We start from the raw sequence: 25704 nt of genomic DNA on the forward strand, positions 1-25704 counted from the left end.
CTTTACGTCAAGATGTCTCGATTGTATCTTTTAACGGAAGATGAAGTATCGTATAGAAATTGATAAGGATGTATGCATCGCCTGTGGCCTTTGCGAGCATCAGTTCCCCAATTATTTTACAATCGGCCGCAGCCATGCCGAGTATCTGGGATCTCAACCCCTTACCGTTGAGGACGAGGTGACGGCAGAGCGTTTGGATCGTCTTGGACAAGAATGTCCGACATCGGCGCTTCTTATCGTCTCCTCTTCTTCCACAGTGCTGCGATAAACCCGAGTGCAAGAAAGAGGATCGGCAGATTTTCCAGTACCACCGATACGTGGAGCACCCCGGGAATGAGAAAAATCCCCTCACCGACCACGCCGAAAACTCTAAGGGTTTGATACATCACGTTACCATAGAAGAGAATGGCCGCCATGATAATCAACATCCACGCGCTGTCCCGGGTCGAAGACCAAAGCATGATGGCAAGGAACGTCGTCACCCCGCCGAGGGAAAGCCGTACCACAAGGGCCACCAGTTCATAGGTTTCCATGGAATTCCTCCTCTATCCGCAAAAAGGATTGTACCTCACCCTCGGTGGCAGAGAAAGGGATGATCGCAGGAACATCCGGTGAAGGAGGTAGAACGATCCTCCTTTTCAGGGCCGACGCACGAAATAGAGCATAGGAATCTCTATCCAGCTTCCAAACGAGATAGGGTCCGATCCTTTTCCAAAGCAACGACGAGACAGCCTCTTCGGCAAAGGAAGGCCAAAGGGGTCCGGGCTCTTCCACCTTGCGCAGCAAATCGTGTACTGCCGTTGCGGTAAGCGCGGCAACAGAAGCAGAAATAGGGTCTTCATTGCCATAATCACAGGAAGGTGTTTCCTCGATGCGCCTCAGGGAGAAAAGGGCCCAGGGAGCAAAATCCCCCGGAACAGGGATCACAGGAACAATCCGCAGATCCTCCGGCATCTCGAGAGATTCATCACCCAGCAGTCGTTCCCAGAAGTCCGAAGCAAAGGGACGCCATAACAAAAGAGCGCCGCGCTCCACCGCAGAGCGGCATTCGGCAACGGAAAGGGTCATTGGGTCAACAAGCTTCGCCGATGCACAAAAGGCAAGCAGGCGCTCCCTGTTTCTGAAAAGATGGACGGAAGGAGGAGCTTTATACCCCCGTTTGCCGGCCATGCCCGAAATCGGAACACAAAGCCTGGCAATCGCTTTTTTAAGCCTGGGGAGGTCCTTACCGGGAAACGCGGCCCAGAGGCCCTTTGCAGCCGAAGACTTCAGGCTCCGAAGCATGTGTTCGGGGCGGTGTCCGAGAATGGCAGAGCCGCCGTCAAGATACATATCGAAGAAACGCCTTCCCTCTGCATCGTAGAGACGGTAGCCTCTGGCCCTCCGGATGGGGGGCAGCGCATCATATCCGAGGTCACCACTCATCGCCGATCCTCTCCAATCCGCTATATCGGGGCAAAAACTCAGCCTCCCTCCCCGTCTCAAAACGGACCGTCACAACAAGTTCCCCATCCCGCATCACGGCGGCAGTCACCTGGCCCCTGCCGTAATCATCGTGGTATACCATGGTTCCGGGGGGAAAGCCTTGGTAATCTTCCACATCTTCCCCATGTTCGGTTCCGGAGCCGAAAGAGGCCGTCTCCAGCCAGTAATCCCTGGTCGACAGGGCCCCGGAGGCGGCCGAGAGATTCTCAAAACCGCGTTCCTCTTCTATGACCTCTTTCGGCAATTCGCGTAGAAACCGCGAGGGAAGCCTCATTTCGGTCCGCCCCCAGATGGTACGGCGTCGGCAGCCGGTGAGATAGAGTTCATACCTTGCCCTGGTAATGCTGACATAAAAGATACGCCGCTCTTCTTCAAGCTCGTCTTCATCGTCTGCCCCCCTGCCTGGGAAAAGCCCCTCCTCCATACCCGTAATGATGACCCGATCGAATTCGAGCCCCTTTGTGTTGTGCATGGTGATAAGGGTTACTCCATTCTCATCCGATGGGTCCTGACCACCCAAACGGGAACGGTCCAGTTCAAGATCCTCAAGAAAGGCGGACAAGCCCTCTCTGCCTGAGGGGTATTCCGCCGCGGCAGCCACCAGCTGCTGGAGGTTTTCACTCTTCTGGCTCATGGCGATCTCATCCTGCATCCGATGATAATAATAATCGAGGAGTCCGGAGAGGCTGAGGGCCTCCTGCAGTGCCTGGGCAAGATCGGAGTGTTCGACGAGCCGTCCGATTTCCTCCATGACGGCAAAAAACTCTCCGGCCCCGCGGGCACCTTTGCCGGAAAGGAGGGTATCCGCCTGCGCACAGGCGGCCAGAAGATCCCCCGAACAGAACCGTCCTCCATGGTCACACAGCTTTGCCACCGACTTTGACCCGATTCCCCTGGTCGGCTTATTGACGATACGTCGAAAGGCGACCTCATCCTTCGGATTCTGCAACAGGGCAAGCAGGGCGAGAGCATCCTTGATCTCTTCACGCTCATAAAAGCGCAGGGCTCCTACCACCTTGTAGGGAATTCCCCGACGGAGAAAACAGGTCTCAAAGGCGGCCGACTGGGCATTGGTCCGGTAGAGGATGGCCGTATCGTTGAGATTTCCATCGGAAAGCAAGCCTGCACAATACTCGGCTTCGTCATTTTGATCGGAAAGAAAGCAGAGGCGAACCTTAACCCCTTCCCCCTTTGTCGGCCGAAGGGTTTTGCCCAGCCTACTTCGATTATTGGAGACCACCTCCGAAGCGGCCTGGAGGATCCTTCCGGTAGAACGGTAGTTCTCCTCGAGCCGGATCACCTTTGTGCCTGGGAAGGTATCGGGAAAGGTAACGATATTCTTTACCTCTGCCCCTCGAAATCGATAAATGGACTGATCATCATCGCCGACCACACAGACCGCGGTGTCCGGTCCTGCCAATTCCCTCAGCAAATGGTACTGGGCAACGTTGGAATCCTGATATTCATCGACAAGGATGACCCGAAACCGCCCGTGAAAGCGATCCCGCACCTCGGGAAACCCCTGCAAAAGCCTCACAGGAAGAAGAATAAGATCCCCAAAATCAACATTTCCCATCTCCCGAAGCCGTTCTTCGTAGCTGTGATAGAGACGAGGAAAATCGGGATCTCGGCTAAGGGATTCAAGTTCATCATCGGGAGACAGGGCATAGTCCTTGGCACGGCTTATAAGATGGGCATAGGGAGCAAGCTCCCGTCGTTTCTTCCCCTCTTCCAAAGCATGGAGCAGGGTAAGGCTGTCTTCGTCGTCGTAGATGGTAAAATTGGGATCAAGGTCCAGAAGTTTGGCATGCCTGCGGCAAAGCCAGGCACCGAAGGAGTGGAAGGTGCGGATCATTACCTTGGCACCGTCGGGAACCATTGCGGCAACCCTCTGGCGCATCTCCCCTGCCGCCTTATTGGTAAAGGTAACCGCAAGGATGGAATAGGGATCGTAACCGAGGCGATCGATCATGTAGGCGATTTTCGAGGTGATCACCCTGGTTTTTCCCGATCCGGCACCGGCAAGAATCAAAAGAGAGGGCCCTTCATACAGGACAGCCTCTTGCTGAGCCCGGTTCAGCGCATCAAGGTAGGCAGGAACATCCCCTTCACTCATACACAGACAGCCTCCAGATCAAATCCGTTGCTTCGTACAATTCGACAGGTCATCCAATCGCCGGCCTTAAGAGCGGGAGCGGAAACGACCGTAGCCCCATCCACCTCAGGGGCCTGGAACCACGCCCGGCCAAGGGCTACATCCTCTTCTTTAACAGGCTCTTCAATCAAGACCTTTGTCTCGATGCCGACCCGCAATGCGGCCCGTTCCATGCTGATGGATTCCTGAAGTTTCTGAAGGCGCCGAAGGCGTCTTTCGGCTGCCGGCATGGCAAGACGCTGCATCAGCGGCCCACGCAACAGAGCGGCTTTTGTGCCCTCTTCACGGCTAAACAGGAAAAAACCGGCCCAGTCGAGCCGTGCTTCGGCGATAAAGGACTCCAAAGCGGCGGCTTCCTTCCCCCCTTCTCCCGGATAGCCGAGAAGAAAGGTGGATCGTATTGTGGCATCGGGAAGTGCAGAACGGATCTCCCTGATCAAGGCAAGATAGCCTTCTGCATCTCCCCGGCGCCCCATGCTCGAGAGAATTTTAGGATGCGCATGTTGAAGGGGAATATCGAAATAGGGAAGAATCCGGGAATCGGCCTGCAGAATGGGGAAAATTTCTTTTGGGAAATGATCGGGATGTATGTACAGCATGCGAAGCCAAAAATCCCCCTCCAGGGAGGAGAGGCGTCTCAGAAGCTCGGGAAACAGGGAAGCTGTTCCCTGGTCCGTCCCGTAGGCGGCAAGATCCTGGGCCACGAGATTGATCTCTTTCACACCGTTCCTGATAAGCCGATCGGCCTCTTTCACGACCTGTTCCATCGGCACACTGCGAAGCGAGCCGCGAATGAGGGGAATGGCACAGTAGGAACAAAAGTGATTGCAGCCTTCGGAAATTCTCAAGTAAGAGCTGCCGGGAAAGGAAAAAAGCCGATTCCTGTTGCAGGCGAGTTTTGTCTCCTCAGGCAAGAGTACCGGCCGTTTATCCTCAAAAAGCGGTTCAAGAATATCCGTGATATCATCGACGGCGAAATTCCCGAAAACCCCGTCGATCTCGGTCATCTCTTCAAGGAGTCGGGCCCCATAACGTTGCGCCATACAACCGGCAAAAAGAATTCGAGCCTTCGGATAGTCGGCTCGGGCGGAAAGGGTCACATTAACCGCCTCCTGCCGTGCAGCTTCGATAAAACCACAGCTGTTTATGATGATGAGATCTGCCGCTCCGGCATCCTCTACGTATTGCCAGCCTGCATCGTCAAGCCTTGCGGCGATTATTTCGGCATCAACCTGGTTCTTGGCACAGCCGAGTTTTTCTATATAGTAGCGTTTATGCGTCATCCAGAATCAATAGACGGGTATCAACTTCAATTCGTAATTCCCTGATTCACTTCGCTCCCATCTGACCAATTTGGTCGAAACCTCGCCAGCCCCACCAAGATCCATTTCCTTTCCGGTAATCTTTGCAGTGACCAATCCCGCGTTGGAAACCCAAAGCCGAATCTCCCGATCAACATCGATCCGGAAAAGTTCGTCTTTGTGGAAATAACGTTCCTCACGTTGAGAGGAATCGGAAAGATAGCGAAAAAGGCAATAACCACGAAAAGAAAGCTCTACCTGAAAAGGATTAGGACGAGAAGCCGTGGTAATGGTAACAGGCTCCAAACGACGAGAAGCGACACTGCTTTCCCCTACAGCCGGGGTGGAATCGGTCTCTTCAAGACCTTCACCGCCCCCCTCCAGCGGACGCTTGAGGAAACGGTCGAAACGAATCACAGCGCTTTTATCGGAAACAAGAATATCGTTCACGAAAATTCTCAGATCGGCCTCACCATCGCCGTCGATATCCACCTGCCGATCCTCATCCATGGAGAACTCAAGATCACCGGCGGCCGTCCGCATTTCAACCGTCTGGTCGACGGAGGTTATGGTAATTGGAACATCCCCGTTTTCCAGAGAGACAAAAACAACATCGTTGACGGAAAAGCGCTTTTCCAAGATCTCTTCTTCCAGAGGAAAGTGCTCGATCTGCTCATCAGGGGATACGGGAGCCGCGGCAGCTGCTGCCTCATCGCCGGCAGTGCCACTTTTTTCTTTTCCCAGCATTCCTGAAAAACCGATAAGATAAACACCTGCCGCGATAAGAGCAAGAACGACAAGAACGATTACCGCAGGCAAGACAGGTATTTTTCGCTTTCGGTCGAGAAGTTGCTCCATGGGCGCAGGCTGCTCCTGGAGCTTAAGATTTCTGTACAGCCCAACCAACTCTTCACTTTCAAGGCCGAGATAATCGGCATAGTTTCTGAGAAATCCGACGATATAGGGTTCTCCCGGAAATACGGAAAAATCCTCATTTTCAAGGGCGTCAATATATCGTCGAGCAATGTTGGTGTCCCTGGCAACCTGTTCAATCGAATACCCCCGCTCTTCACGGGTCTGCCGCAATTTGACTCCAATCGACTCCATTATTATTCTTCCGGTTCAAACAGAAAATTTTCAATGACATACGCAGAAGCGGGCTCATCATACTGAAAGCGCGCATCGGGTATCCCTTGGTTTACATCGACAGCATTAAAATCGAACTGAAACGATTCGTAATCGGCGGTAATCCCTTTCATACGCCGAATTCGCAAGTCCTCATCCACAGAAATGATGATCTGGCGAAACCCCTCGTCGGTACTCCGCCAATGAAGGTTGAGATTACGGACCAACAGATCGGAACCTTCGTCCAAAGGAACAGGATCGGGACCATCAAGAAAGGCGATACTATATCCCCGTTTGAGCAGAGCCAAGCCCTGACTACTGGCCATTGAGGCCAAGGCTACCTGGCTATGGCGTTTGAGCTGCTGTCGGAGTACCACATTCTGCCTCGGGAGGTAAAGACTCATCTTTTCACCGTCAACGACAATAGTCTGATCCTTCGGTTCGGTAAAATTGATCCGCAGGAGATTGGGGGATTTATAATAACAAACCCCTTCCATTGTGGTATCACCATGGTTGATGGTAATCAAGGCCTCATAATCATCAACCTCTCCATAGGCATCGGAAACCGTGTTGAAAAAACGCTCGGCCGTAAGGATTTCCTGAGCCGACAAAGCGGCAGAAAGAAATACAAAGACGATAAGAGAAAAAGCCCGAAACAGGCGAGTTGTTTGCTGGTTCATAACTCTCACATCATACAGATCGGGGACCGTTTGTCAAGCTTGGTCCTTTCCGGCCGTCCTTTCCGGCCGAAACCAGATGCATGACAAGATAGCGAAGCCCTGCATCATTGAGCTTCAAGGGAACATTACAGACTGGGCAGTGAAACCGTCCCTCCGAAAGATGTTCCATACCGCAGGCGACACAAAAAACAGCCCCGCAGGAGGGACATTTTCCCGCAGGAGCCTCGGCAGGAGGTTCCCCTTTAAGCCTCAGGCGATCGGGGGCCTCGGCATCCGCTGGAACCCACCAGCTGCGTCCGCAGCCTGCACAGCGGTATTCCTCTCCTCCTTCATCCCGAAGACGACGACGGAGGGCCCCGATTTGGGGAAAATCCACACCGTCCGCCGCCCTTTCGGCGATGCTAAGCTGCTCATCCGCCTCACTATAGCGCCCCCGAACCATCAGCATCTCCGCCAGATCGGTCCGGCATAGGAGATCTTCCGGATCGCTTTCGACGGCGGCCTGAAAGGCGGAAAGGGCACGGGAATACTCTCCGGTTCTAAAGGCAGCCTGCCCGGTAAGCCGGTAGCGCAGGGCAGTAGGCTCTTCCTCGAGAAGACGGGCAAGAATCCGCTCCGCCTCGGGAACACGATCGGCAGCAAGCAGTGCAGCAGCGCCGTTCTCCCGCCAAAGAGGATTTGCAGGTTCATCCCGGGCAGCAGCAAGGTAGGCATCGGCTGCCTCGTCGTAGCGGTGTGAAGTAGAAAGGATATTACCCTTGCGATTGAGAAGCTGAGGAGAAGGGAGACGGGTAAGAACATCGTCGATACAGGATACGGCGGCTTTGCATCCCCGAAGACGGAAGAGGGCCTCGGAATAGTTGATTATCGGTTCCGGCTCTTCCGGCAAAAGCTGTTTTGCATGCTCAAAGAGATCCAATGCCTCAGCATCCTTTCTTTCATCAAGCAAAATCAGCCCCAAAAGATTCCAGTTCCAGCCGTTCTCCCGGTCCAGTTCGAGGGCCCGGCGGGCCTCCTCCTCATTTCCTTTGCCGGAAAGATAACCTATCTCTGCCCGCTTAAAACGATAGAGGGGATAATCAGGTTCCAGGGCAAGCGCAGCATCTGTCAAAGTGGCGGCGGAGGCGAGATCATTCCTGCGCAGGTCGAGAAGAGCGCAAAGATAGTAGACCGCGCTGTCGCCGCACCCCCTTTCGACAAGGGGACGAAGCAGAGCCTCGGCACGATCCCAATTTCCATCCTCAAAAGCGATCTTGCCCTCAATGGCAAGGGCCTCGGGATCGTCGGGCGCATAGCGACGAATGGCGGCAATGGCCCGGTCGAGTTCGTCCCAGGCCTGTTGTCGATAAAGTTCACCGGCGGCCTTTCGATACATTGCAAGCGCCTCCGTGTTCTTCCCGCTTCGTTCAAAAGAGGCTGCAGCGTTCAGGGCAAACTGGCTGACAGAGGGATCCCCCTCAAAGGCACGACGGTACAAGTCCGCGGCTTGGTCAAAGCGTCCCAGGGAAGAAAGGGCGTTACCACGAAGGTTGAGCAAAGCAGAGGGCAAAGGCTTTTGAGCTTCCATCGTATCGAGAAGCTCGAGAAGTTCATCGATACGCCCCTGGAGATAGAGAACCGCGGTCTTTTCCCTGAGAGCCTCTTCCATGTCCGGATCGCCTTCAAGAATTCGCTCTATGTGCAAAAGCGCAGAATCGTAAAAACCAAGAGAAAGATAGCATTCAGCCAAAAGCAGCTCTTCTTCGGGGAGGGGGGCACGTCCGGCAAAGGCACGTTTCAATTGGGTAAGAGCGGGCCCAAAGTTACCAAAATCGAAAAATCGACGGGCAAGAACAATCCGCTGCTCAGGGGAAGGCCTTATTGCACGGGTCCAGCGAAGATACTCAATCTCGACCTCCACCGGTCGTGATTCGACCAGCAGTGAGAGGAAACGGACCTCCCTTTGACCACCGTCTTGGGGAATAGGGGCATGATAACGCTGGGCAGCCAGGGCAATATAGCCGCTTCGTCCGCCGTCGTCCTCCACCTCTCCAGCCCACGCCCCGTCGATAAAGAAGGTAAAGGAGGTTCCTCTGGCAATCAACTTCAACGTCACCTTGCGAAAACCGGATGACCCCTCCTTTTCCGCAGCCCATGGCCCCCGGGGAGCGGCGGTCCAGGGAATCAACGTTCTCGGATGACCGTTAAACACGAAATCGAAACGGAACATTCCTGTATCGCTCACAAGAACATAGTAAAAAGAATCCTCGGAAATTTTCCGTAATAGAAGACCGGCGGAATAGTTCATTCCTTCTCCACCGGAGGGAATGGCCATCTCGAGTTCCACAAGAACATCATCATATTGGTAGAGTTGATCCTGGGCCCAGGCGAAAAAATCCGGCTTATCCAGCTCAAGAGAAAAATACCCCTCCCTGTAGGCGGCCCGGTACCCTGCCCCTCCTCCAACATCAAAGCGTCTATGAGCCTCCTTTTCCGAAAATGAGGTTTCCCAACGCTCCGTCACAATGCTTCCGGCTTCCGGCTTTCGAGAAAAGAGGCGCAAAAGCAGGCGGTTGGTTCTGCGTATGAGTTGTTCAAAGGGTCTGAGTGCCATTGCGCATCAGTATACGGAGCACAGCCGTTTCCGTCCAGCTGCTCCTTGTGGTATGATAGGAGCAACGCAAAGGGATGGAGGAAGCATGGCTGATGTAAAGGTGCTCTCGGTCGGTGGGTCGATTCTGGCCCCATCGGAACCGGATGTCCTGTTTATACGGAATTTTCTGGCGGTATTGCAGGAATATCTTGAAGAACAAGAAGAACGGCGACTGATTTTGGTAAGTGGAGGAGGTGCCCCGGCGAGGGTCTATCAGCAGGCCTATCGACAGATTCTCCAGCCGAAGATCGGCAGCAGCGATGATCAGGATATGATCGGCATCGCCGCAACCCGGCTCAACGCACAGCTGCTTCGGGGTGTACTGGGGGATCTCTGTAAAGACGAGGTGGTCACCGATCCTTCCGCAGACTTTCCCTTTACCGGGAGGGTGCTTGTGGCGGCCGGCTGGAAACCGGGCTTTTCAACGGATAACGATGCGGTGGTTCTTGCAAAGCGTTTTGCGGCCGACACCGTTGTAAACCTTTCGAATATCGCGAAAATCTACTCTGCCGACCCCAAACTCGATCCTTCGGCTCGCCCCCTCGACAGAATCAGCTGGGCTGATTTTCGGAAGATGGTGGGCGACGAGTGGACTCCCGGTAAGAATCTTCCCTTTGATCCCGTCGCCGCAAAGCTCGGTGAGGCAATCGGTCTAAGGGTCATCACCGCCGAGGGAAGAAACATTGAGAATCTGAAGCACATCCTGGCAGGAGAGCCCTTCGAAGGCAGCATCATCGAGCCGTAACAGAGGCTTCAGCAGTGCCAGACGGGTCGGGAAAAGGCCGAAGGAAAGGGATTATCTCTCGTAAAATCGGGAATCCAGGGGCGTTCGTCCCCTGATTCCTGGATAAACCCCTCTTCGATACCAAGCTCGTCGAGGAAGTCCACAAGCTCATCGTACTGTGCTTCGTCGATCACCGGGCCGTCATCCCCCCCGTCGATATCCACAAACTGCACCATAAGCGAGAGCAGGGTCTTATCGGCAAGATGCTCCGCATACCAGCGAAGAAGCTCCTTGCTCTCCTCTATAAGGCCCGGCATCACGAGATGACGAACAATCACCCCCCGTACCAAACGGCCATGTTTATACTCGAGGGGATGGGAGCGGCTCATGCGTTCGACGGCAGCCCTTGCGACGGCCGGATAGTCGGGGGCCCGGAAAAGGCGGCGGGCACGCTCGGAAGAGAGGGTTTTCAGATCGGGAAGATGGATATCGATAAGCGGCTCGATAAGGTCGAGCGTCGAAAGGCTCTCATATCCCGATCCGTTCCAGACCACAGGAATCTTTACAGAAGCCATCTCCAGGGCCGTGACCACCGAAGGGGCGCAATGAGCGGCGGTAACGAGATCTATTGTCTCGGCCCCCTCCTTTTCAAGACGGGAAAAAAGTCCGGCAAGCTCCTCTACGGTAAGTTCTCCGCCATAGCCTCCGCTACTTATTTGCCTGTTCTGACAAAAATTACAGCCGAGCGAACAACCGGTAAAAAAGAGCGCACCGCTACCCTTCTCTCCGGCGATGGGAGGCTCTTCCCCGCGGTGCAGGACGGCACAGGCCGCCCGAACGACCACGCCCTCTCCGCAGATCCCGCGAACAAGGGAGCTCCGATCAACGCCGCAGTTGCGGGGACAGAGGTGGCAGTTACGATAATAAGCGGAAAGCTCTTCATCTTTCATCGACTCCTACCATATCGAAAAAGCAGATTTCGGAACAGAGCGGCTCCCGGCAGAAAGAAGAGACAGAAAGGGAAAGAAGCTTGACCGAAGAGAAGAGGGCGCCTACACTGATGCAAGAAGAACCAAGTCGAAAAGCCAAAGTGAGGGAGAGCCCTGTCGTTGAAATTGCTGGTTGTGGTATTGAACAAGGAAGAGTTACTCGACGAGGTACTCTCGGCCTATGTTGAAGCGGGTATCGACGGCGCTACTATTCTCGATTCGGAGGGTATGGGAAGATTTCTCACCTACGAAGTGCCTTTGTTTGCCGACTTCAAGAGCTTTATGAAAGGAAACAAACCCTATAATAAAACCATCTTTTCCGTGGTCCGGAAAGAAGCGGCAATCGGACGCCTGCGAAAACTTCTCGATTCGGTGGTGGGGGGGCTTTCGGAGCCGGGGACCGGTATCATGTTTACCCTTCCCGTCGACTTTGCAGCGGGTTTGGTTGGAATGGAGGAAACGGGTGAAAACCATTGCGACGATGCTTGAGGAAGGTGTCATCGATCTTTCCCTGAAAGCAAGCCGAAAAAAACAGGCTATCAAAGAACTTGCCGCTCTTCTCGCCGGAACGGGAAAGGTTTCCGACTGTGAAAAGATTGCAAAAGCGGTGCTCGCACGGGAAAAGGTGGCATCCACCGGTATCGGCCATGGAATTGCAATTCCCCATAAGCTAAGCCCATCGGTACAAGAGACGGTGATGGTCTTCGGACGAAGCAAAGAGGGAATTGCATTTGATGCAATCGATCGAAAACCGGCCCACTTGCTTTTTTTCATCGTCGGTCCTGAAAACTCGAGTGCAGATCATCTGAAACTCTTAAGCAGGCTCAGCAGGCTTTTGACCCAGGAATCCTTCCGCGATCAATTGATGGAGGCCCGATCGCCCGAGGAGGTCGTGGCTCTTTTCAGAAACAACGAGGAATCATGAACCTTTACCGTAAATGGTCCTTTGTCAGGATGCTCCTCACCAGCTTATATCTTTTTCCCGCCTGGCTCCTTTTTACCTGGTCGATGGAACCAGCAAACCTTATTATGGGCGCTCTTTTCTCTCTCCTTATCGCGAGCCTTACCTATCCCCTTTTTATCGATCAGAGCGAGGCAGGGAGAAGGAGCCTTTTACCAAAGGTACCTCTATTGCTAATCTACCTTCTTCTGGTGGCCTGGAAAATGTATATCTCAAGTTTTCAGGTTGTCTGGAAGATCATTCGGGGACGCTATAACCCAAGGATCGTCCACTTCCGTACCCGCCTTTCTTCGGATACAGCCCGTACCGTGCTGGCGAACTCCATCACCATGACCCCCGGAACCATCACCGTCGATATGAACGACGATCACCTAATCGTCCACTGGCTTGATGCTCCGACAACCCATTCCCGTTATGCCGGAGAACTTATCAAGGGAAATATGGAAAGGCTCCTGCGCCGTATCTGGATATGAGGTGTTTCTATGGATATTTTTGCTTCCGCCCCTCCTGTTTCGCTGCTTCTTGATCTCATGCTCGCCTTCCTGCTCGGCTCTGCTTTGATCAGCATGATAAGAGTCGTGATAGGTCCAAGTGCCGCAGACAGGATGATAGGTCTCAACCTGGTCAGCGGCCAGATTCTTGCCCTCCTGGTTCTTCTTGCCGTCAGAGGGGGGCATGGAATCTACCTCGACGTAGCCTTGGTCTACGACATCTTCGGCTTTGTCGGACTCCTGGCGATTACCCACTACCTGCAGAGAAAAGGAGAAGGAGAGTGAGCTGGATAACAGCGTTCTTTTTTCTTCTGGGCGCCCTCTTTGCCCTTATGGGGAATCTCGGGACCCTCCTTTTTCCCGATGTCTATACGAGGCTCCAGGCCGCTTCTACCTGCAGCACCACCACGGTCTTTTCGATCATGGTAGGCTCCCTTTTCATAACAGGCTTTTCACTGATGGGCGGGAAGATTCTGGTTATCACCCTCTTTTTCATGGTATCAAGCCCCGTATCCGGCCATATCATTGCCCGCTATGCATGGCGTAGCGGACAGGTTCCTTGGAGGCGGCCGACATGGAAGCGATAGCAATAAGTGTCACCCTCGGGATGCTGGTGATCGTATCTATTACAGCCCTGCTGGCAAAGCGCCTTTTGGTTTCGGTGATTTTGATGTCGGTATTCAGCCTCCTTTCCGCCCTGCTTTTTTACCTTTGCGATGCACCCGACGTGGCAATAACCGAGGCAGCCGTCGGAGCAGGAGTCTCTACCTTCATCTATGTATGGGCGATTCATAAAACCAGCCACATCGATGATGACGGAAAGGAAGAATCGTGAGCAGCGGATTCAAGACCGACATTCTCGACACCGTCGGCAGAAAACTGGGCCCCTACGTTCTTCTCTTCGGTTGCTACATGATAAGTTATGGCCATGTAAGCCCAGGCGGTGGTTTTCAGGGAGGCGTGGTTTTGGCCTCGGGGGGGATGCTGATACTTCTTGGCTGTCGTGAGGACCGGATCGAGGGGGTGTTCCCTTTTCCGGTCTTAGGCCTTGCCGAGGCCTTCGGTTTTCTTATCTTCCTTGGCATAGGGATCTCAGGTATCCTTTTCGCTGGCTTCTTTTTAGCCTCACCCTTCGATTCCGCAGCCGAAAGCAAGAGTGTAATTCCCTGGTTTATCTATATGCTGAATATGGTGATAGGCATGAAAGTCGGAGCGGGAGTCGGTCTTATATGCATCGCCCTCCTTCAAAAAAGTTGAGACGAAATTGAACTTGATAAAGATTACTGATGTGTGGTATGTTTTCGAAAGCTTGCCGGCGTGGCGAAATTGGTAGACGCAGCAGACTCAAAATCTGCCGCCTTCACGGGTGTATCGGTTCGAGTCCGATCGCCGGCACTATACATCCCTTCCAGCTTGCCTATTTTCCCTGAAAAACCACTCTCAGAGCGTGAAATTTTTTTCGTACGATAAGCCTTGATTGACGGTTGAATTCTACTGCCCCTATAATAGTGGCAGTATCGCAACCAGGGGTTGTATAAATTTAATGATGATCTGCAAAAGTTCTCTTTATGATTCGGCCGACTACACCAATGATATTCTGCTTGTCGAAGACGATAAGCAGGATGTACCAATCCAAGACTCCGGCCTCATTGGCGCTGGCTATCACATACGCCGAACCGCTTCCTGCCGCGAAGCACTTCGTATCGTAACCAGTCGTGATCGGGATTATTTGGTTCTGATGGCCACCGAACTCTCCAACGGCCAGGACCCCATCGAAACAACGCGGCAAATGCTTTCGGCCCGGCACGTTCCCGTCATTTTTCTGTCGAAGTATTCGGATGGCAACACCCTGCAAAGGATTTCATCCGTCTCGCCCCGCTACGGCTTTGTATTGCGACAAAGTGAACCTTCGCTGTTACTGGCATCGGTTGATATCGCTTTCGAGCTTTATAGATCACGGACAACAGGGCAGGAGGAGACGTCACGGAAACGCTTTGCTTCCAACACAAGTCCTTCACATTTGTTTATCGAGAATGCAGTCGACGGAATCATCATTATAGATGAGGAGGGAACCATTGTAGAGTGGAACCGGGCCCAGGAAGAGATCACTGGTCTTTCCGCTTCGAAGACGCTGGGTATGCACGTTTGGGATATCGAGCTGCTTCCCGAAACATCCACAGCAGCGATGCACCACTATGTTCAAAGGGGAAAGATTCCACAAGAGGCTTCCCTATCGGTGACGGATATCATCCGTGCGGACAAGGCATCCAGAATTGTCGAAGTGGCAACCTTCGGATTTGCAACCGATTGCGGTCATGCCGCCGCCAGCATCACCAGAGATCTAACGGACCGTCTTGGTACTGATGCAAGGACACAAGGTTTATTGAAGGAGAAAGAGCTTCTCCTGAAAGAAGTACATCACAGGGTGAAAAACGACCTCGCCTTTGTCGGATCCATGCTGATGCTGCAACTCGGCATGGAAGAAAATGAAGAAGTAAGGCAATCCCTCACAAATGCACAAAAACGGATTGCCGTGGTCATGCAGGTATATGAAGATCTCTATCGAAACGACAGCACAAAGCATGTGGACAGTCGATCGGTGGTGAAAAAAATTATCAGCGAAGCACATACGATAGCTCCGGGATGCTCCCCTCTCTTTTGCCTTGACATCGAATCGATAAAGCTTCCTCCCCGAACGGGAATAGCCTTTGGTACAATTCTAAATGAGTTACTGACCAACAGCATCAAATATCGAAGATCATTAACGGAAGGACCCAAAATCAGCATTACCCTCACTGCCGATAGGCCAAATTACATGAAACTGAAGGTAAGCGACGACGGAGTGGGTTTTCCCGATTCGGTCCTTGCCGGAAATTTCTCAGGCTTCGGCTTAACGGTTATCGATACACTGGTCAGGCAGTACGACGGCACCCTTGTTATGGAAAACAGAAAAGGGGGCTTCGTTTCAATCGAGATGCGCATTTGCATGTAGCATAAAAAGCCCCCTGCCGCCAGGCGGCAGGGGTACACCCACACAGAAGGGAATACTTTTTGTAATACAGCAATCAGCCGATTGCTTCACTTCCTGTTTCCCCGCTCCGGATTCGAATGGTTTGCTCTATGGGAAGAACAAAAATCTTGCCGTCGCCGATCTCACCACTCCGGGCACCAGCGATGATCCCCTCTATTGTGGCATCAACAAAGGAGTCGTTGACGGCAATCGCGATCCGAACCTTTTTCAAAAGATTCACCTCAATATCTACACCACGGTAGGATTCATGGTAGCCTTTCTGTTGCCCACATCCAAGGGCATTTGTAATTGAGAGCTTGTAGATCTCTCTGCTGTACAATTCCTGCTTCACTGCATTCAGACTCTCCGGCTGAATGTATGCAATCACTAGTTTCATCGCATACCCCCTTCTACTGGTTGGAAAAGATCTGGAATCCGTAATACGACTCCATTCCGTGCTCTTCGATGTCCAATCCGGATAGCTCCGCCTTTTCGCTTACCCGAAGGCCCATGGTAGCCTTGAGAGTACGGAAGAGCAGGAGAGCAAGAACAAACACCCAGACAAAGACCGAGAGGGCACCTAAGAGCTGAACTCCCAGCTGATGCAGCCCTCCGCCGTAAAAGAGACCGGTGACATCACCGGCGCCGGTTCCGAAAAGGCCCACGGCCAAGGTTCCCCAAACACCGCAGACGCCATGAACAGAAATCGCACCAACGGGATCATCTATCTTGAGGACCTTGTCGATAAACTCTACAGAGCCGACAACCAGCATTCCCGCGATGGCCCCTATGATAAGGGCACCTATCGGAGAAACAACGAAACAACCGGCAGTAATTCCGACAAGACCTGCAAGAGCACCGTTGAGGGACATACTGGGATCGGGCTTACCGAAGGCAATCCAGCTGGTACCCATTGCGAAAATCGCTCCGGTAGAAGCCGCCAAGGTAGTGGTAACGGCGATAAAGGCGATACTGGGGTCGGTACCGCTGAGGGTACTTCCGGCATTAAAACCGTACCATCCAAACCAGAGGATAAAAACTCCAAGGGCGGCCAGTGGCATATTGTGGCCTGGAATGGCCTTCACACCGACCACTTTCCCATTGGAACGGATATATTTTCCCGTCCTCGGGCCAAGAACGATGGCACCGGCAAGAGCAGCCCATCCACCGACGGAATGAACAGCCGTAGAACCGGCAAAATCATGGAAGCCCATGCTGGCAAGCCAGCCCCCGTTCCATATCCAGTGACCGGAAATGGGGTAGATCAGGCCCGAAATTACCACACTGTAGACAAGGTAGGATGCGAACTTCGTCCGTTCTGCCATTGCCCCGCTGACGATGGTCGCGGCTGTTGCGGCAAAAACAACCTGAAACATCCAACTGGCAAAGTCGGAAAGCTCAAAACCAACAAGGAAAAACTGATCGGTTCCGACGAAACCGCCGGCGGATGTCCCGTACATAAGGCCCCAGCCGATCGCAAAATAGATCACGGCACCGGCGGCAAAATCCATAAGGTTTTTCATCAGAATATTCCCCGCATTTTTAGCACGGGTCAGACCGGTTTCGACCATCGCAAAACCCGCCTGCATAAAAAAAACCAATGCCGCAGCGATCACCAGCCAGAGTGAATCGAGGGCATCATATGCACCTTGTACGGACGGACCATCCCCCTCCGCAAAAAGTGCAACAGCACCGGACAGAAGTAAAAGTGTGGAAATTAGTGCAACCTTCCGGCTTTTTCTCCAGAGATGCATACACTCCTCCTAAAAAATGTTTCTATCCAACACACTGCAGGAATTATGCCATCTCTGAGCAATATGGCAAAAAAAAGATAAGTTTTTGTTAATTCCTGTAATTCGATAGAGTTAGAGAAGCCATTCAGGAATGAAAAAATGTACTAAAGGTTACACAGTGGTATAATTCGTGTATATCAACTACATTATTGTATGTTAAAAATAGTGTTCCTACATTTTTGTATCATAAAATGATTTTCCCACCGATAATGACCTTTGCCTCTTTAAATGGAAAATCAGAGCTGGTAAAGGAACCATACTTGTCACTATCGAATTCCACCGGACCTATCGAACCGTGGTACTGGAACTTTGTGTAGAAACCAATCCCTCTGAAATTCACTCCAAGGCCAAGGCCGAGAAAACAATATTCCCGAGTAAGAAAGGTAAACGGTTCATTCAGATCATAAGAGCTCCCGTCCCGTTCATAGCTATCGATGGAAGCGGTAATGGTTCCGAAACCTCCTTCGAAAAAGGGATCGAGGAAGGCTGTCGTTCCGAAAACATGGTAGCTGAGTGAAAGATTGACATCAACATCCATCATGTCGTAGGAGTAATCATCAGAAGAAAGGACATCATAATAGTCCCAGTTGTAAAAGCTAAAGTAGGTATAGAGTCCGAGAGCAAGCTTTTTGAAAAGCAATTCGGCGTTTACCCCGTAATAGACCCCCTCGCCGTCTGCAAAATGACTCCAGATATCTTCGCCACTTGAAGAGTCTATCTCTTCCCGATCCATGTACAACGCCCCTGAGAAGCCGAGGGAAAGCTTCAGAGCAAAGAGACCCGAGGTGCTCAAGGTCAACAGAAGCACGAAGATAGTAAACCGTATCCTCTTTACTGCCATCGCCGCCCCTCCTCATGCAACGGTAGGTATAGAATATATAATACCGTACCAAAGGAACTTCTTCCAGTGATTGATCCTATTTATTCATTTATCTCTAAAACTTCCAGGGCATGATCGATGGTTTACCGTTGTTCGGGGGAATTCCCCGCCCCTCGTCACTCTGTCTGAGCAGGGCTTCGACATCCGTTCCAAAATCGGTAACCATGGGAAGAAAAAGTTGGACGCGAAAATCTCCGGGAAACAATACCGGCGCCTCATTGCCCAGGCTCCACTCTTCCACCCGAGAGGCGACGCCGCGAAAGAGTTCTCTTCCATCGATGTGTCCATTTTTGTCTCGATCGGACTCGGCTGATACCAGCGTCTGCAGAAGTGCTTCGGCAAAAAGAGAGTTCTTCACCTTCGCGACTTCTTCGGCATCCGCTGCCGCTTCACGACGGTTTGCATCGAGGATGACGGCACCGGTGCGAGGGAAACAAGCCATGGAGTAGAAGCGGGCAGCCTCCCCTGCCACAGGATCGGAGAAAGAGGGAGCACCGTCTACATCTACCGCATCGAGCAAGAGCAGCCGTCGCCGGGCGGGAACAGCATCCAAAAGACGCCAAAACTCCTGAAACGGGATCGAGACCTCCGGGGCCATCAAAAAGCGGCCATCACTATCCTTCGAAGAAGAAAGTGGCCCGGAAAAAAAGAGTACGACGGTATCATCAGGGCTGGTATTCATCAGAAATCGATGCGCCTCCTGAAAGCTTTGAGGCGAAATCTGCGTATTGTTGTAGGATCTGTGGGTAACGGCAAAGGAACGGTCGAATACCACGTTATCGAAATAGATATGAAGATCTGAAGCATCCTTAGCCGCATAGCGAAGAGACGGTAGGGTACCTTTCGCACCGGATATGCCGAAGCCCACATAGTAGGTTTCCCCCGCTTTGGCCTTACGAACGGTCGCATAACGACAGCGGGGCAGCGATGTGATTCCCCTGATATCGGTGCAGCGTATCTCAATCTTGTTGACCCGTTCAAAAAGCTCGATCTCCTCTTCGAAATGAAGAGAAGAATCCCTTTCCACCTTTTTTCCTTCTCCTGCATAGAGGGGGACACCATTCACAGAAATTTGATAGCGATCAATCGGGGCCCCGCCAGGCAACAAAGAAAAAGAGAGGGATTCGGAAGCTTTCATGTCGGTGATACGATGGTTTTCAGCAGCTTCGATCACCACGCGCGGGGGGATTTCCGCCCAAAGGGCTTTCGCATCCGCCTCTTGTGTCGGCCCAATGTGCATATCGGGACGATTAAGAGGGTCTGCATGCTGAGAGGCAAGCAACACTCCTTCTCGGCCTGCCACCCCGAACATGGTATCGGCATTGCGGCTCCCCGCAAAAAGCCCTCCGTCGGTAAAACTCACCCATTCCGATCCCCTTACGGCAAGACTCACAGGCGCTCCACATTGTGGCTTCTGCGGCTCTATCCGAATAAGGCCTTGCATATCGACCGAAAGCGAGAGATCGGCACCGCTTCCCCACACGTTACCCTCCCGTGCAAGAGCGGATGCATCCCGGGGAATTTCGGAAAGCAGAGCCACAAGTATCCCGTGAAAATCCCGTTTTTCAATACGATCGGGAAAACGCAGGATCACATGGCGTCGCTCCCCATCGAGAAACGCCTCGAGAAGAGGGGAAAGCGATCCAGGAAGGCGGTCGAGATAGAGGCCCTCATCATCATCGTAAAGAAATAGATTCCCCCACTCTGCCTCCGCCGATGTGCCAAGGAGATTAAAAAGAAGGTAGCCGCTGGAAACCGAAAAAAAGGCAGTACTGGCCCTTCCCCGAATGGTGTGGTATAAGCGGGGGACCTGCTTTTCGTCCCTTGTCGAGAAACGATAGAGCTTGATCCGTTTCCCTCCGTAAATCACCATTCGATCCCCAGCTGTTTCCAGGCGAATCGCCTCTCCCTGATCAAGGTCGAGGCACCAAAGGCGGTGTAAAGCTAAATTCGTATCAATTGCCCAGGCCACACCCTTTCCTCGGTCGTCGTGTAACAGAAAACGATCAGGGCCCAACCACAGGCCGGATACGATCCTTCCCGGGCCGTCGCCTGGGGGAAAATCAAGCAGAGAAGGAGATGATAATGAGTATCCACCTTCAAACGATAATCGAAAAAGGAGTACCGAAGAGCCCACAGGAAGAAGCAGGGACCTGCCGTCGACGGAAAATGAGGGGGCTGAGGATGGTACAAGACCGGGAGGAAGAGGGGTTTCAAACACCTCTCCTTCGATAGCATCTATGAGTCGAAGCTGCTTCTTATCATTTTCACCGGTAACAATGGGAAGAAGCGTTCCGAAACTACTTCCGAGAAAGGCTATCGGACTCTGCGCCTCAAAAAGAAGACGATCACTTCCTTCGACACGCTTTGCCGCCATGAGGCCCCGCCGGTTCCTGGTAAGATAGACGAAATTCCCCTCCGATCCCAATGGGGCACATGCACCCGAGGAGGGAATTCTCCTGAGAATGCGTCCATCCTCATCCCATAAAAGCAGGAGTCCATCCCCCACTCCCGCCGTAAGAAACAAGCCTCCCGGAAGCGACACACCATCTGCTACGGGAGCGGCATGGGAGGCTTGAATAACAAAGGGAAGACGAGTGGAAGCAGGAGGGGTTTCCTGAACCTGTACGACCTCTATGGGAGCCGTCGTACAGGCAATCGAAACGAAAACAGAAGAAAAAATCACCGATGCTGCCAAAAGATGTGCATAAAACGAGCCTTTCATAGCCTATATATCGGAAAGCGGGTGACAAAACAGAAGAGAAAGCGAGCCACAGGCCTCCTTGTTTTGACAAAACAGCATAAGCGACGCATACTGAAATTTGTATGAGACGACTCCCTCTCCTTTTTATCTTTTTTCTCCTTATGTTTCCGATCTCGGTCGCCTCCCTCAGAGCGGAGTCACTTCCTCCTCTCATCCTATCGACGGCAGACACGCCCCCCTTTTCCAAGACAAACGACACGGGATATTACGATCTAATTATCAGAGAGGCTTTTACGCGTATCGGAAGACGTGTTACCATTCTCCACTTACCGAGCGACAGGTCCCTTGCCGAAGCCGCTTCGGGGAATATCGACGGCGAATACGCGAGAACCGACGGCATGGAAAAATTCCATCCACATCTTATCCTTGTTCCCGAAAAATTGAGTGATTTCAATTTCAGTGCTTTCACGTGTGATTCCTCTATTTCGATAGCTTCCTGGGACGACCTTGCGGCCTATCATGTCATCTTCATCAACGGATGGAAGATCTTCGAGGAGCATGTAACCGATGCAAAAAGCATTGTTACGACATCAAATGAAACCTCGCTTTTTTCCATGCTTGTGGCGGGAAGGGCCGATATCATTCTTTACAACGATAAACGAGGAGAGTATTATCTTCGAACGCACGACATCAAAGGAGTCAGAATTCTCTCTCCGCCCCTTGCCCAACGAGAAATGTATCTGTATCTGCATGATCGCCATGCTTCCCTGGTAGAGCCTCTTGCCGAAGCTCTTGCCGCGATAAAGGAAGAAGGCCTTGCCGAACATTATGTGCACGCGGCCGTCGAATCACAGAACGAGTAGAGTAGATGCATCGGTATAAAGGAAAAATCTCCCGGCAATTTGCAGGATATATGGCCATTATCGCCCTCATCTCAACCATGGGCACGGCATTGATCAGCTTTCGGTACGAAAGTGCATATCAGCAACGACAGTGGGAACAGGACCTCAAGGCTGTCCAGGAAGAATGGCTGCCCCTTCTCTCCAGAGCAGCGTGGCTGCTTTCGACGGAAGACATCCATCTCATCCTACTCGCCGTTTCCCAAATACAAGAAGTGGATGGAGTGCGTCTCGATCTCTATGGGCAGCAAAGTTACCAGATGTCCCGAAGGGCCATACACGAGCAACTGAGGTTCTCATGGCCTGTGACCTATAAGCGGGGAGGAAAGTCAATTGAAATCGGAAGGCTTACGCTCTTCAAGCGAACATTTTCTCTGGGCGAACGCATAGAGCGGCTTATACCAGGAAGATTGATCTGGGAAGGTCTGAAAATTGCACTCATCATTGTTCCCGTTTTTCTGTTGGTGCGTATCGTTGTGACAAACAAAATCGATACACTTTCGGAAGTATTAATCCGACGTACAAAAAATCTAAATGATGACACATACCGGGAAATAACGATACCGGGTAGGAAAATTTTCTCAACGAAAGACGAATTCGACCAGCTCGTAGCCGCATTCAATCAGCTACTCAGGGAAATACGCAAGGAACGCGATATCAGGGAAAAGAATGAAACCACCCTCATTCGATTGCTCAAGGAGAAGGACGTTCTCCTCCGGGAAGTTCATCATCGAGTAAAAAACAACCTCCAGATTATTATCAGCCTGATAGGGCTTCAATCTGCGACAATGAATACGGAAGAAGGAAAGCAAGCGCTGGAGGAGGCGGAACGAAGGATCAAAAGCCTGGCGCTTGTTCATGAACAGCTCTATCTGGAGGACTCCATAGATACCGTCGACCTCCGCGCCTATATCGACTCCCTTCTGAACAATATCTCGCTCACCATGAATCGAGGCGGTCCCAATGCTGTCATGATCAGAACCTCGGGAGATCATGTGCACCTCTCCCTGGATCGGGCAATTCCCCTGGCACTCATCCTCAACGAGCTTTGCACCAACGCCTTTGAGCACGCTTTTCCCGACGGAACACAAGGACGGATCGAGGTTTTCGTTGCCGCAAAGGAAGCGTACTTTACGGTGACCGTCACCGACAACGGGAAAGGGTTCTCCGATCACATGCTTCAGGAACAAGCTACCGGATTCGGACTTACCATTGTACAGAAGCTGATTGAACAGATAGATGCAACACTCTCCAGAGAGAGTAAAGGCAAGGGGACCATCTTCTCAATGAGCATCCCCTATGACCGAAGTATACGCAAATCAGTATAGTCACTTTGACAAAATAGCATCTCGGACGCATACTACAGACATGATTACAATAAGAGAAAGCGTGTCCCTCAATAATGGTGTCGTCATTCCCCGAATCGGCTTCGGAGTCTTCCGCATCACCGAACCGAAAGAGGGTGAAATTGCAATCGAAACAGCAATTGATGCAGGTTACCGGCTTATAGACACCGCATCGGTCTACGGGAATGAGGAGTTGGTGGGAAAAGTACTGAAAGCCTCGGGAATTCCGCGGGATGAATTCTTCATCACCACAAAGGCATGGAACGATGAACTTGGTGGAGAAAAGACCCAGAAGGCATTCGAGCAAAGCCTGAAACGGCTTGCCACCGACTACATTGATCTCTATCTCATCCACTGGCCGCTGTTCGATCAGGCGATCGAGGCGTGGCAGACCATGGAGAGGCTGTTACGAAGCGGTAAGGTCAGGGCCATCGGGGTAAGTAATTTTACCCCGCACCATATAGAACGACTCAAATCGGTTTCCGATATCGTTCCCGCGGTAAATCAGGTGGAATTTCATCCATATCTGGTCCAGTCCGACCTGAAGGCATATTGCGATCGACACGGTATCCAGCTCGAGGCATGGAGTCCCTTTATGCGTGGTAAGGTGCTTTCCGATCCCACGCTGCAACGCATGGCCGCAGAAAAGGAAAAAAGCACGGCCCAGATAGCCCTGCGGTGGTTATTCCAGAAAGATATCATCGCAATTCCCAAGTCGGTCACACCCGAACGTATCATTGCCAATAGTCGAATCTTTGATTTTCAGCTTTCGAACCAGGAGATGTCGGTCATCGACGGTCTGGACAAAAATGAACACCTCGGTGCCTCTCCCGATAATTTTATTGAGTATTTCAAAACAACCGGAGTATAAAAAATGCCCGCTTTTCCAAGGATTGACTGTCTCGAAATAGAGGGATCTTCATCCCTCTATCTTGGGGCTCACCCCTTTGAGGGGTTGGAGGAAGCGGCGGATGCAAACCAAAAATGTGAACGTCTGGAAGAGTACATCACGTTGGTCCGCTCGTTTTCCATTGAGACATTTGTCGTTCTGCTGCCGGAAACGGAATTACAAACCGCCAATCACGGCTGCAATCTATTGTACCAATACCGAAACAGAGGGTTGTCGGTCGTCTATTTCCCTATAGAAAACTTTGGGGTTCCGGACGCTATCGACAAATTCGACGAGTTGCTCAAAACCATTGCCGAACGGCTGAAACAGGCCCCGGTTCTTGTTCACTGTCTTTCCGGCTGCGGAAGGACAGGTATGGTTGCATCCGGATTTCTTATTAGACTCGGAAGCAATGTCGAAGATGCCATCGCCCGGGTAAACCGTGTCCACCCAAAAGCAAGCCATACAGTTAAACAGATCCTTTTTCTAAAAGAGTATAGGAAGTGGCTTAAACAGAGAAACGCATAAACGGCTTGCCCCCCGTTCCTCCCTGCCCTAGAATAATAGTTGATGCAAAACATAGTGGAGGGACGGGAAGCGATCCTCAACCAACTGCTAAAGAGTGTTACCCTTTGGGGGCTGTTGGCCTATATTCCCAGCATGTATGCATCGCTGAAAGAAGGGCTCTATGTTCTGGCCTTCATCGACACCCTTATCTATGCCATTCTTGCACTCATTATCCTGCATCCCAAGATGCCATATCGCTTTAAGTTGATTGTAATTGTTTCGATTACGCTGATACTGGGGGCCGTCGTTCTTTTTCAGACAGGGAACAAGGGGGCCGGTTATATCTGGCTTCTCTTTTCCGTGGTCATATCGGCTCTTTTCGGTACAAGGAGAGGAATTGCAGCCTCCATCACCGCTTCGCTCATCATCCTTATCTTCTATTTTCTTCTCGGTCGTTCAGGGATAATCAGCGGCAGGCATACAGCTGTGGAAATAACGGTGATAACCTCCAATCTTATGCTCGTTTCGATCATACTTGCCATGATTATCCAAAGGTTACTGACAATACTTCAGAATGAGTTGGAGGAGAAGGACACATTATTGCAGCTACTTCACCACCGGGTAAAGAACAACCTTCAAATGGTAGACAGCCTTATTTCTCTCAACAGTGAATCAAAGGATCAAACAGAAGTGACGCTGGCAGCTCTTAGTAGTGAAATTTCGGCAATATCGGCGGCAAACGAGATCCTTTTGTCCAATCCCGGAAAAAAAGAATTTGAGCTTTCTGATATCGTGAGGGCGCTTTGCAGAGCGGATCACGACGAAGTTTTCGGCAACGGGATCCTGACCGCTTCCCCTGAACAGATAACGGAAATCGCCGTCGGCATAGCGGACCTCCTGTCACAGCTCGGTCGTACTACCGACCTTTCCATACGGGTGGAGACAGATTACGCATCATCCCATATTCTCCTAAAAATAACGCCGCGGGCGGAACGGCACGAGAAAGACCTTTTCTCGGCACTCTCCCTCCGAAGGCTCATCCTGCCTTCGGAACATATCCTTCGCTCGGAAAGAGGAAACGAGCTACTTGTGAGTATCCCTCAAAAGTCACATTGACACCCCCTCGGGGCCGG

General features: G+C 51.9%; 27 protein-coding genes and 1 tRNA gene. 16 read left to right on the top strand and 12 right to left on the bottom strand.

Annotated features, from left to right (window positions below):
• Nucleotides 1-40 precede the first annotated feature (40 nt).
• A complete protein-coding gene (locus tag SPIRS_RS22245) occupies nt 41-268 on the top strand; it encodes a ferredoxin (RefSeq protein ID WP_013256299.1) in 228 nt (75 codons plus the stop codon).
• Here the strand turns inward: SPIRS_RS22245 and SPIRS_RS18930 are convergent.
• The 7 genes from SPIRS_RS18930 to SPIRS_RS18960 are packed head-to-tail and all read right to left on the bottom strand — an operon-like array spanning nt 234 to nt 9339.
• Complete coding sequence (locus tag SPIRS_RS18930; protein WP_013256300.1) at nt 234-533, bottom strand: hypothetical protein; 300 nt, start codon at nt 531-533, stop codon at nt 234-236. The genes SPIRS_RS22245 and SPIRS_RS18930 overlap by 35 nt on opposite strands.
• Nucleotides 520-1425: an aminotransferase class III-fold pyridoxal phosphate-dependent enzyme gene (locus SPIRS_RS18935; RefSeq protein ID WP_013256301.1), complete on the bottom strand. Its 906-nt coding sequence runs from the start codon at nt 1423-1425 to the stop codon at nt 520-522. The genes SPIRS_RS18930 and SPIRS_RS18935 overlap by 14 nt, the downstream gene beginning before the upstream one ends.
• Nucleotides 1415-3601 (bottom strand): ATP-dependent helicase, encoded by a 2187-nt coding sequence (locus SPIRS_RS18940; RefSeq protein ID WP_013256302.1) that lies wholly within the window; start codon nt 3599-3601, stop codon nt 1415-1417. Before SPIRS_RS18940 ends, SPIRS_RS18935 begins: the two co-directional genes overlap by 11 nt.
• The gene (rimO, locus tag SPIRS_RS18945; RefSeq protein ID WP_013256303.1) at nt 3598-4923 is read right to left on the bottom strand and encodes a 30S ribosomal protein S12 methylthiotransferase RimO; all 1326 of its coding nucleotides are present in this window, start codon (nt 4921-4923) and stop codon (nt 3598-3600) included. Before rimO ends, SPIRS_RS18940 begins: the two co-directional genes overlap by 4 nt.
• A 6-nt stretch (nt 4924-4929) precedes the next feature.
• The gene (locus SPIRS_RS18950; protein ID WP_013256304.1) at nt 4930-6048 is read right to left on the bottom strand and encodes a helix-turn-helix domain-containing protein; all 1119 of its coding nucleotides are present in this window, start codon (nt 6046-6048) and stop codon (nt 4930-4932) included.
• A gap of 2 nt (nt 6049-6050) precedes the next feature.
• Nucleotides 6051-6746 (bottom strand): LolA family protein, encoded by a 696-nt coding sequence (locus SPIRS_RS18955; protein ID WP_013256305.1) that lies wholly within the window; start codon nt 6744-6746, stop codon nt 6051-6053.
• A 10-nt stretch (nt 6747-6756) separates the two neighbouring features.
• Complete coding sequence (locus tag SPIRS_RS18960) at nt 6757-9339, bottom strand: tetratricopeptide repeat protein (protein WP_013256306.1); 2583 nt, start codon at nt 9337-9339, stop codon at nt 6757-6759.
• Between the two features lie 85 nt (nt 9340-9424).
• Here SPIRS_RS18960 and pyrH point away from each other — a divergent pair, with 85 nt between their 5' ends.
• Entirely contained in the window at nt 9425-10123 is a 699-nt protein-coding gene (gene pyrH / locus SPIRS_RS18965; protein WP_013256307.1) for a UMP kinase, read from the top strand.
• 8 nt (nt 10124-10131) lie between these two features.
• On the opposite strand, the gene SPIRS_RS18970 is transcribed toward pyrH, so the two are convergent.
• On the bottom strand, nt 10132-11052 hold the full coding sequence (locus tag SPIRS_RS18970) for a radical SAM protein (RefSeq protein ID WP_013256308.1): 921 nt from the start codon (nt 11050-11052) through the stop codon (nt 10132-10134).
• A gap of 159 nt (nt 11053-11211) precedes the next feature.
• On the opposite strand from SPIRS_RS18970, the gene SPIRS_RS18975 reads away from it, so the two are divergent.
• From SPIRS_RS18975 to SPIRS_RS19015, 9 genes are all read left to right on the top strand, one after another.
• Nucleotides 11212-11580 (top strand): P-II family nitrogen regulator, encoded by a 369-nt coding sequence (locus SPIRS_RS18975; protein ID WP_013256309.1) that lies wholly within the window; start codon nt 11212-11214, stop codon nt 11578-11580.
• Nucleotides 11555-12016, top strand: coding sequence for a PTS sugar transporter subunit IIA (locus SPIRS_RS18980; protein ID WP_013256310.1), 462 nt, complete (start codon nt 11555-11557; stop codon nt 12014-12016). Before SPIRS_RS18975 ends, SPIRS_RS18980 begins: the two co-directional genes overlap by 26 nt.
• Nucleotides 12013-12525, top strand: a complete 513-nt coding sequence (locus SPIRS_RS18985; protein ID WP_013256311.1) for a Na+/H+ antiporter subunit E — start codon at nt 12013-12015, stop codon at nt 12523-12525. Before SPIRS_RS18980 ends, SPIRS_RS18985 begins: the two co-directional genes overlap by 4 nt.
• Before the next feature lie 9 nt (nt 12526-12534).
• A complete protein-coding gene (locus tag SPIRS_RS18990; RefSeq protein WP_013256312.1) occupies nt 12535-12828 on the top strand; it encodes a monovalent cation/H+ antiporter complex subunit F in 294 nt (97 codons plus the stop codon).
• Complete coding sequence (mnhG, locus tag SPIRS_RS18995) at nt 12825-13130, top strand: monovalent cation/H(+) antiporter subunit G (protein ID WP_013256313.1); 306 nt, start codon at nt 12825-12827, stop codon at nt 13128-13130. The genes SPIRS_RS18990 and mnhG overlap by 4 nt, the downstream gene beginning before the upstream one ends.
• Complete coding sequence (locus tag SPIRS_RS19000) at nt 13118-13378, top strand: Na(+)/H(+) antiporter subunit B (RefSeq protein ID WP_013256314.1); 261 nt, start codon at nt 13118-13120, stop codon at nt 13376-13378. Before mnhG ends, SPIRS_RS19000 begins: the two co-directional genes overlap by 13 nt.
• Nucleotides 13375-13800 (top strand): MnhB domain-containing protein, encoded by a 426-nt coding sequence (locus tag SPIRS_RS19005; RefSeq protein WP_013256315.1) that lies wholly within the window; start codon nt 13375-13377, stop codon nt 13798-13800. The genes SPIRS_RS19000 and SPIRS_RS19005 overlap by 4 nt, the downstream gene beginning before the upstream one ends.
• 54 nt (nt 13801-13854) lie before the next feature.
• Nucleotides 13855-13938: transfer RNA gene (locus tag SPIRS_RS19010), tRNA-Leu, on the top strand.
• A 148-nt stretch (nt 13939-14086) separates the two neighbouring features.
• Nucleotides 14087-15535: a sensor histidine kinase gene (locus SPIRS_RS19015; protein WP_013256316.1), complete on the top strand. Its 1449-nt coding sequence runs from the start codon at nt 14087-14089 to the stop codon at nt 15533-15535.
• A 73-nt stretch (nt 15536-15608) separates the two neighbouring features.
• Here the strand turns inward: SPIRS_RS19015 and SPIRS_RS19020 are convergent, their stop codons facing one another.
• The 4 genes from SPIRS_RS19020 to SPIRS_RS19035 all read right to left on the bottom strand — a co-directional run bounded on the left by SPIRS_RS19020 (nt 15609) and on the right by SPIRS_RS19035 (nt 20951).
• Nucleotides 15609-15950, bottom strand: a complete 342-nt coding sequence (locus SPIRS_RS19020) for a P-II family nitrogen regulator (RefSeq protein ID WP_013256317.1) — start codon at nt 15948-15950, stop codon at nt 15609-15611.
• A 13-nt stretch (nt 15951-15963) separates the two neighbouring features.
• Nucleotides 15964-17307: an ammonium transporter gene (locus tag SPIRS_RS19025; protein ID WP_013256318.1), complete on the bottom strand. Its 1344-nt coding sequence runs from the start codon at nt 17305-17307 to the stop codon at nt 15964-15966.
• 223 nt (nt 17308-17530) lie between these two features.
• Nucleotides 17531-18187: a hypothetical protein gene (locus SPIRS_RS19030; protein WP_013256319.1), complete on the bottom strand. Its 657-nt coding sequence runs from the start codon at nt 18185-18187 to the stop codon at nt 17531-17533.
• Between the two features lie 94 nt (nt 18188-18281).
• On the bottom strand, nt 18282-20951 hold the full coding sequence (locus tag SPIRS_RS19035) for a hypothetical protein (RefSeq protein ID WP_013256320.1): 2670 nt from the start codon (nt 20949-20951) through the stop codon (nt 18282-18284).
• Nucleotides 20952-21052: 101 nt separating this feature from the next.
• On the opposite strand from SPIRS_RS19035, the gene SPIRS_RS19040 reads away from it, so the two are divergent.
• From SPIRS_RS19040 to SPIRS_RS19060, 5 genes are read left to right on the top strand one after another with little or no spacing between them, the layout of a single operon-like run.
• Nucleotides 21053-21793: a substrate-binding periplasmic protein gene (locus tag SPIRS_RS19040; RefSeq protein WP_013256321.1), complete on the top strand. Its 741-nt coding sequence runs from the start codon at nt 21053-21055 to the stop codon at nt 21791-21793.
• 5 nt (nt 21794-21798) lie between these two features.
• On the top strand, nt 21799-23157 hold the full coding sequence (locus SPIRS_RS19045; RefSeq protein WP_013256322.1) for a sensor histidine kinase: 1359 nt from the start codon (nt 21799-21801) through the stop codon (nt 23155-23157).
• Between the two features lie 40 nt (nt 23158-23197).
• Nucleotides 23198-24046 carry an aldo/keto reductase gene (locus tag SPIRS_RS19050; RefSeq protein ID WP_013256323.1) on the top strand — a complete coding sequence of 283 codons (849 nt, stop codon included), beginning with the start codon at nt 23198-23200 and terminating at the stop codon, nt 24044-24046.
• A gap of 3 nt (nt 24047-24049) precedes the next feature.
• Nucleotides 24050-24592 (top strand): protein-tyrosine phosphatase family protein, encoded by a 543-nt coding sequence (locus SPIRS_RS19055; RefSeq protein ID WP_013256324.1) that lies wholly within the window; start codon nt 24050-24052, stop codon nt 24590-24592.
• Between the two features lie 42 nt (nt 24593-24634).
• Complete coding sequence (locus tag SPIRS_RS19060; protein ID WP_013256325.1) at nt 24635-25687, top strand: histidine kinase dimerization/phosphoacceptor domain -containing protein; 1053 nt, start codon at nt 24635-24637, stop codon at nt 25685-25687.
• The last annotated feature ends 17 nt before the right edge of the window (nt 25688-25704 follow it).

It is taken from the genome of Sediminispirochaeta smaragdinae DSM 11293, from assembly GCF_000143985.1.
Taxonomy (GTDB): Bacteria; Spirochaetota; Spirochaetia; order DSM-16054; family Sediminispirochaetaceae; genus Sediminispirochaeta; species Sediminispirochaeta smaragdinae.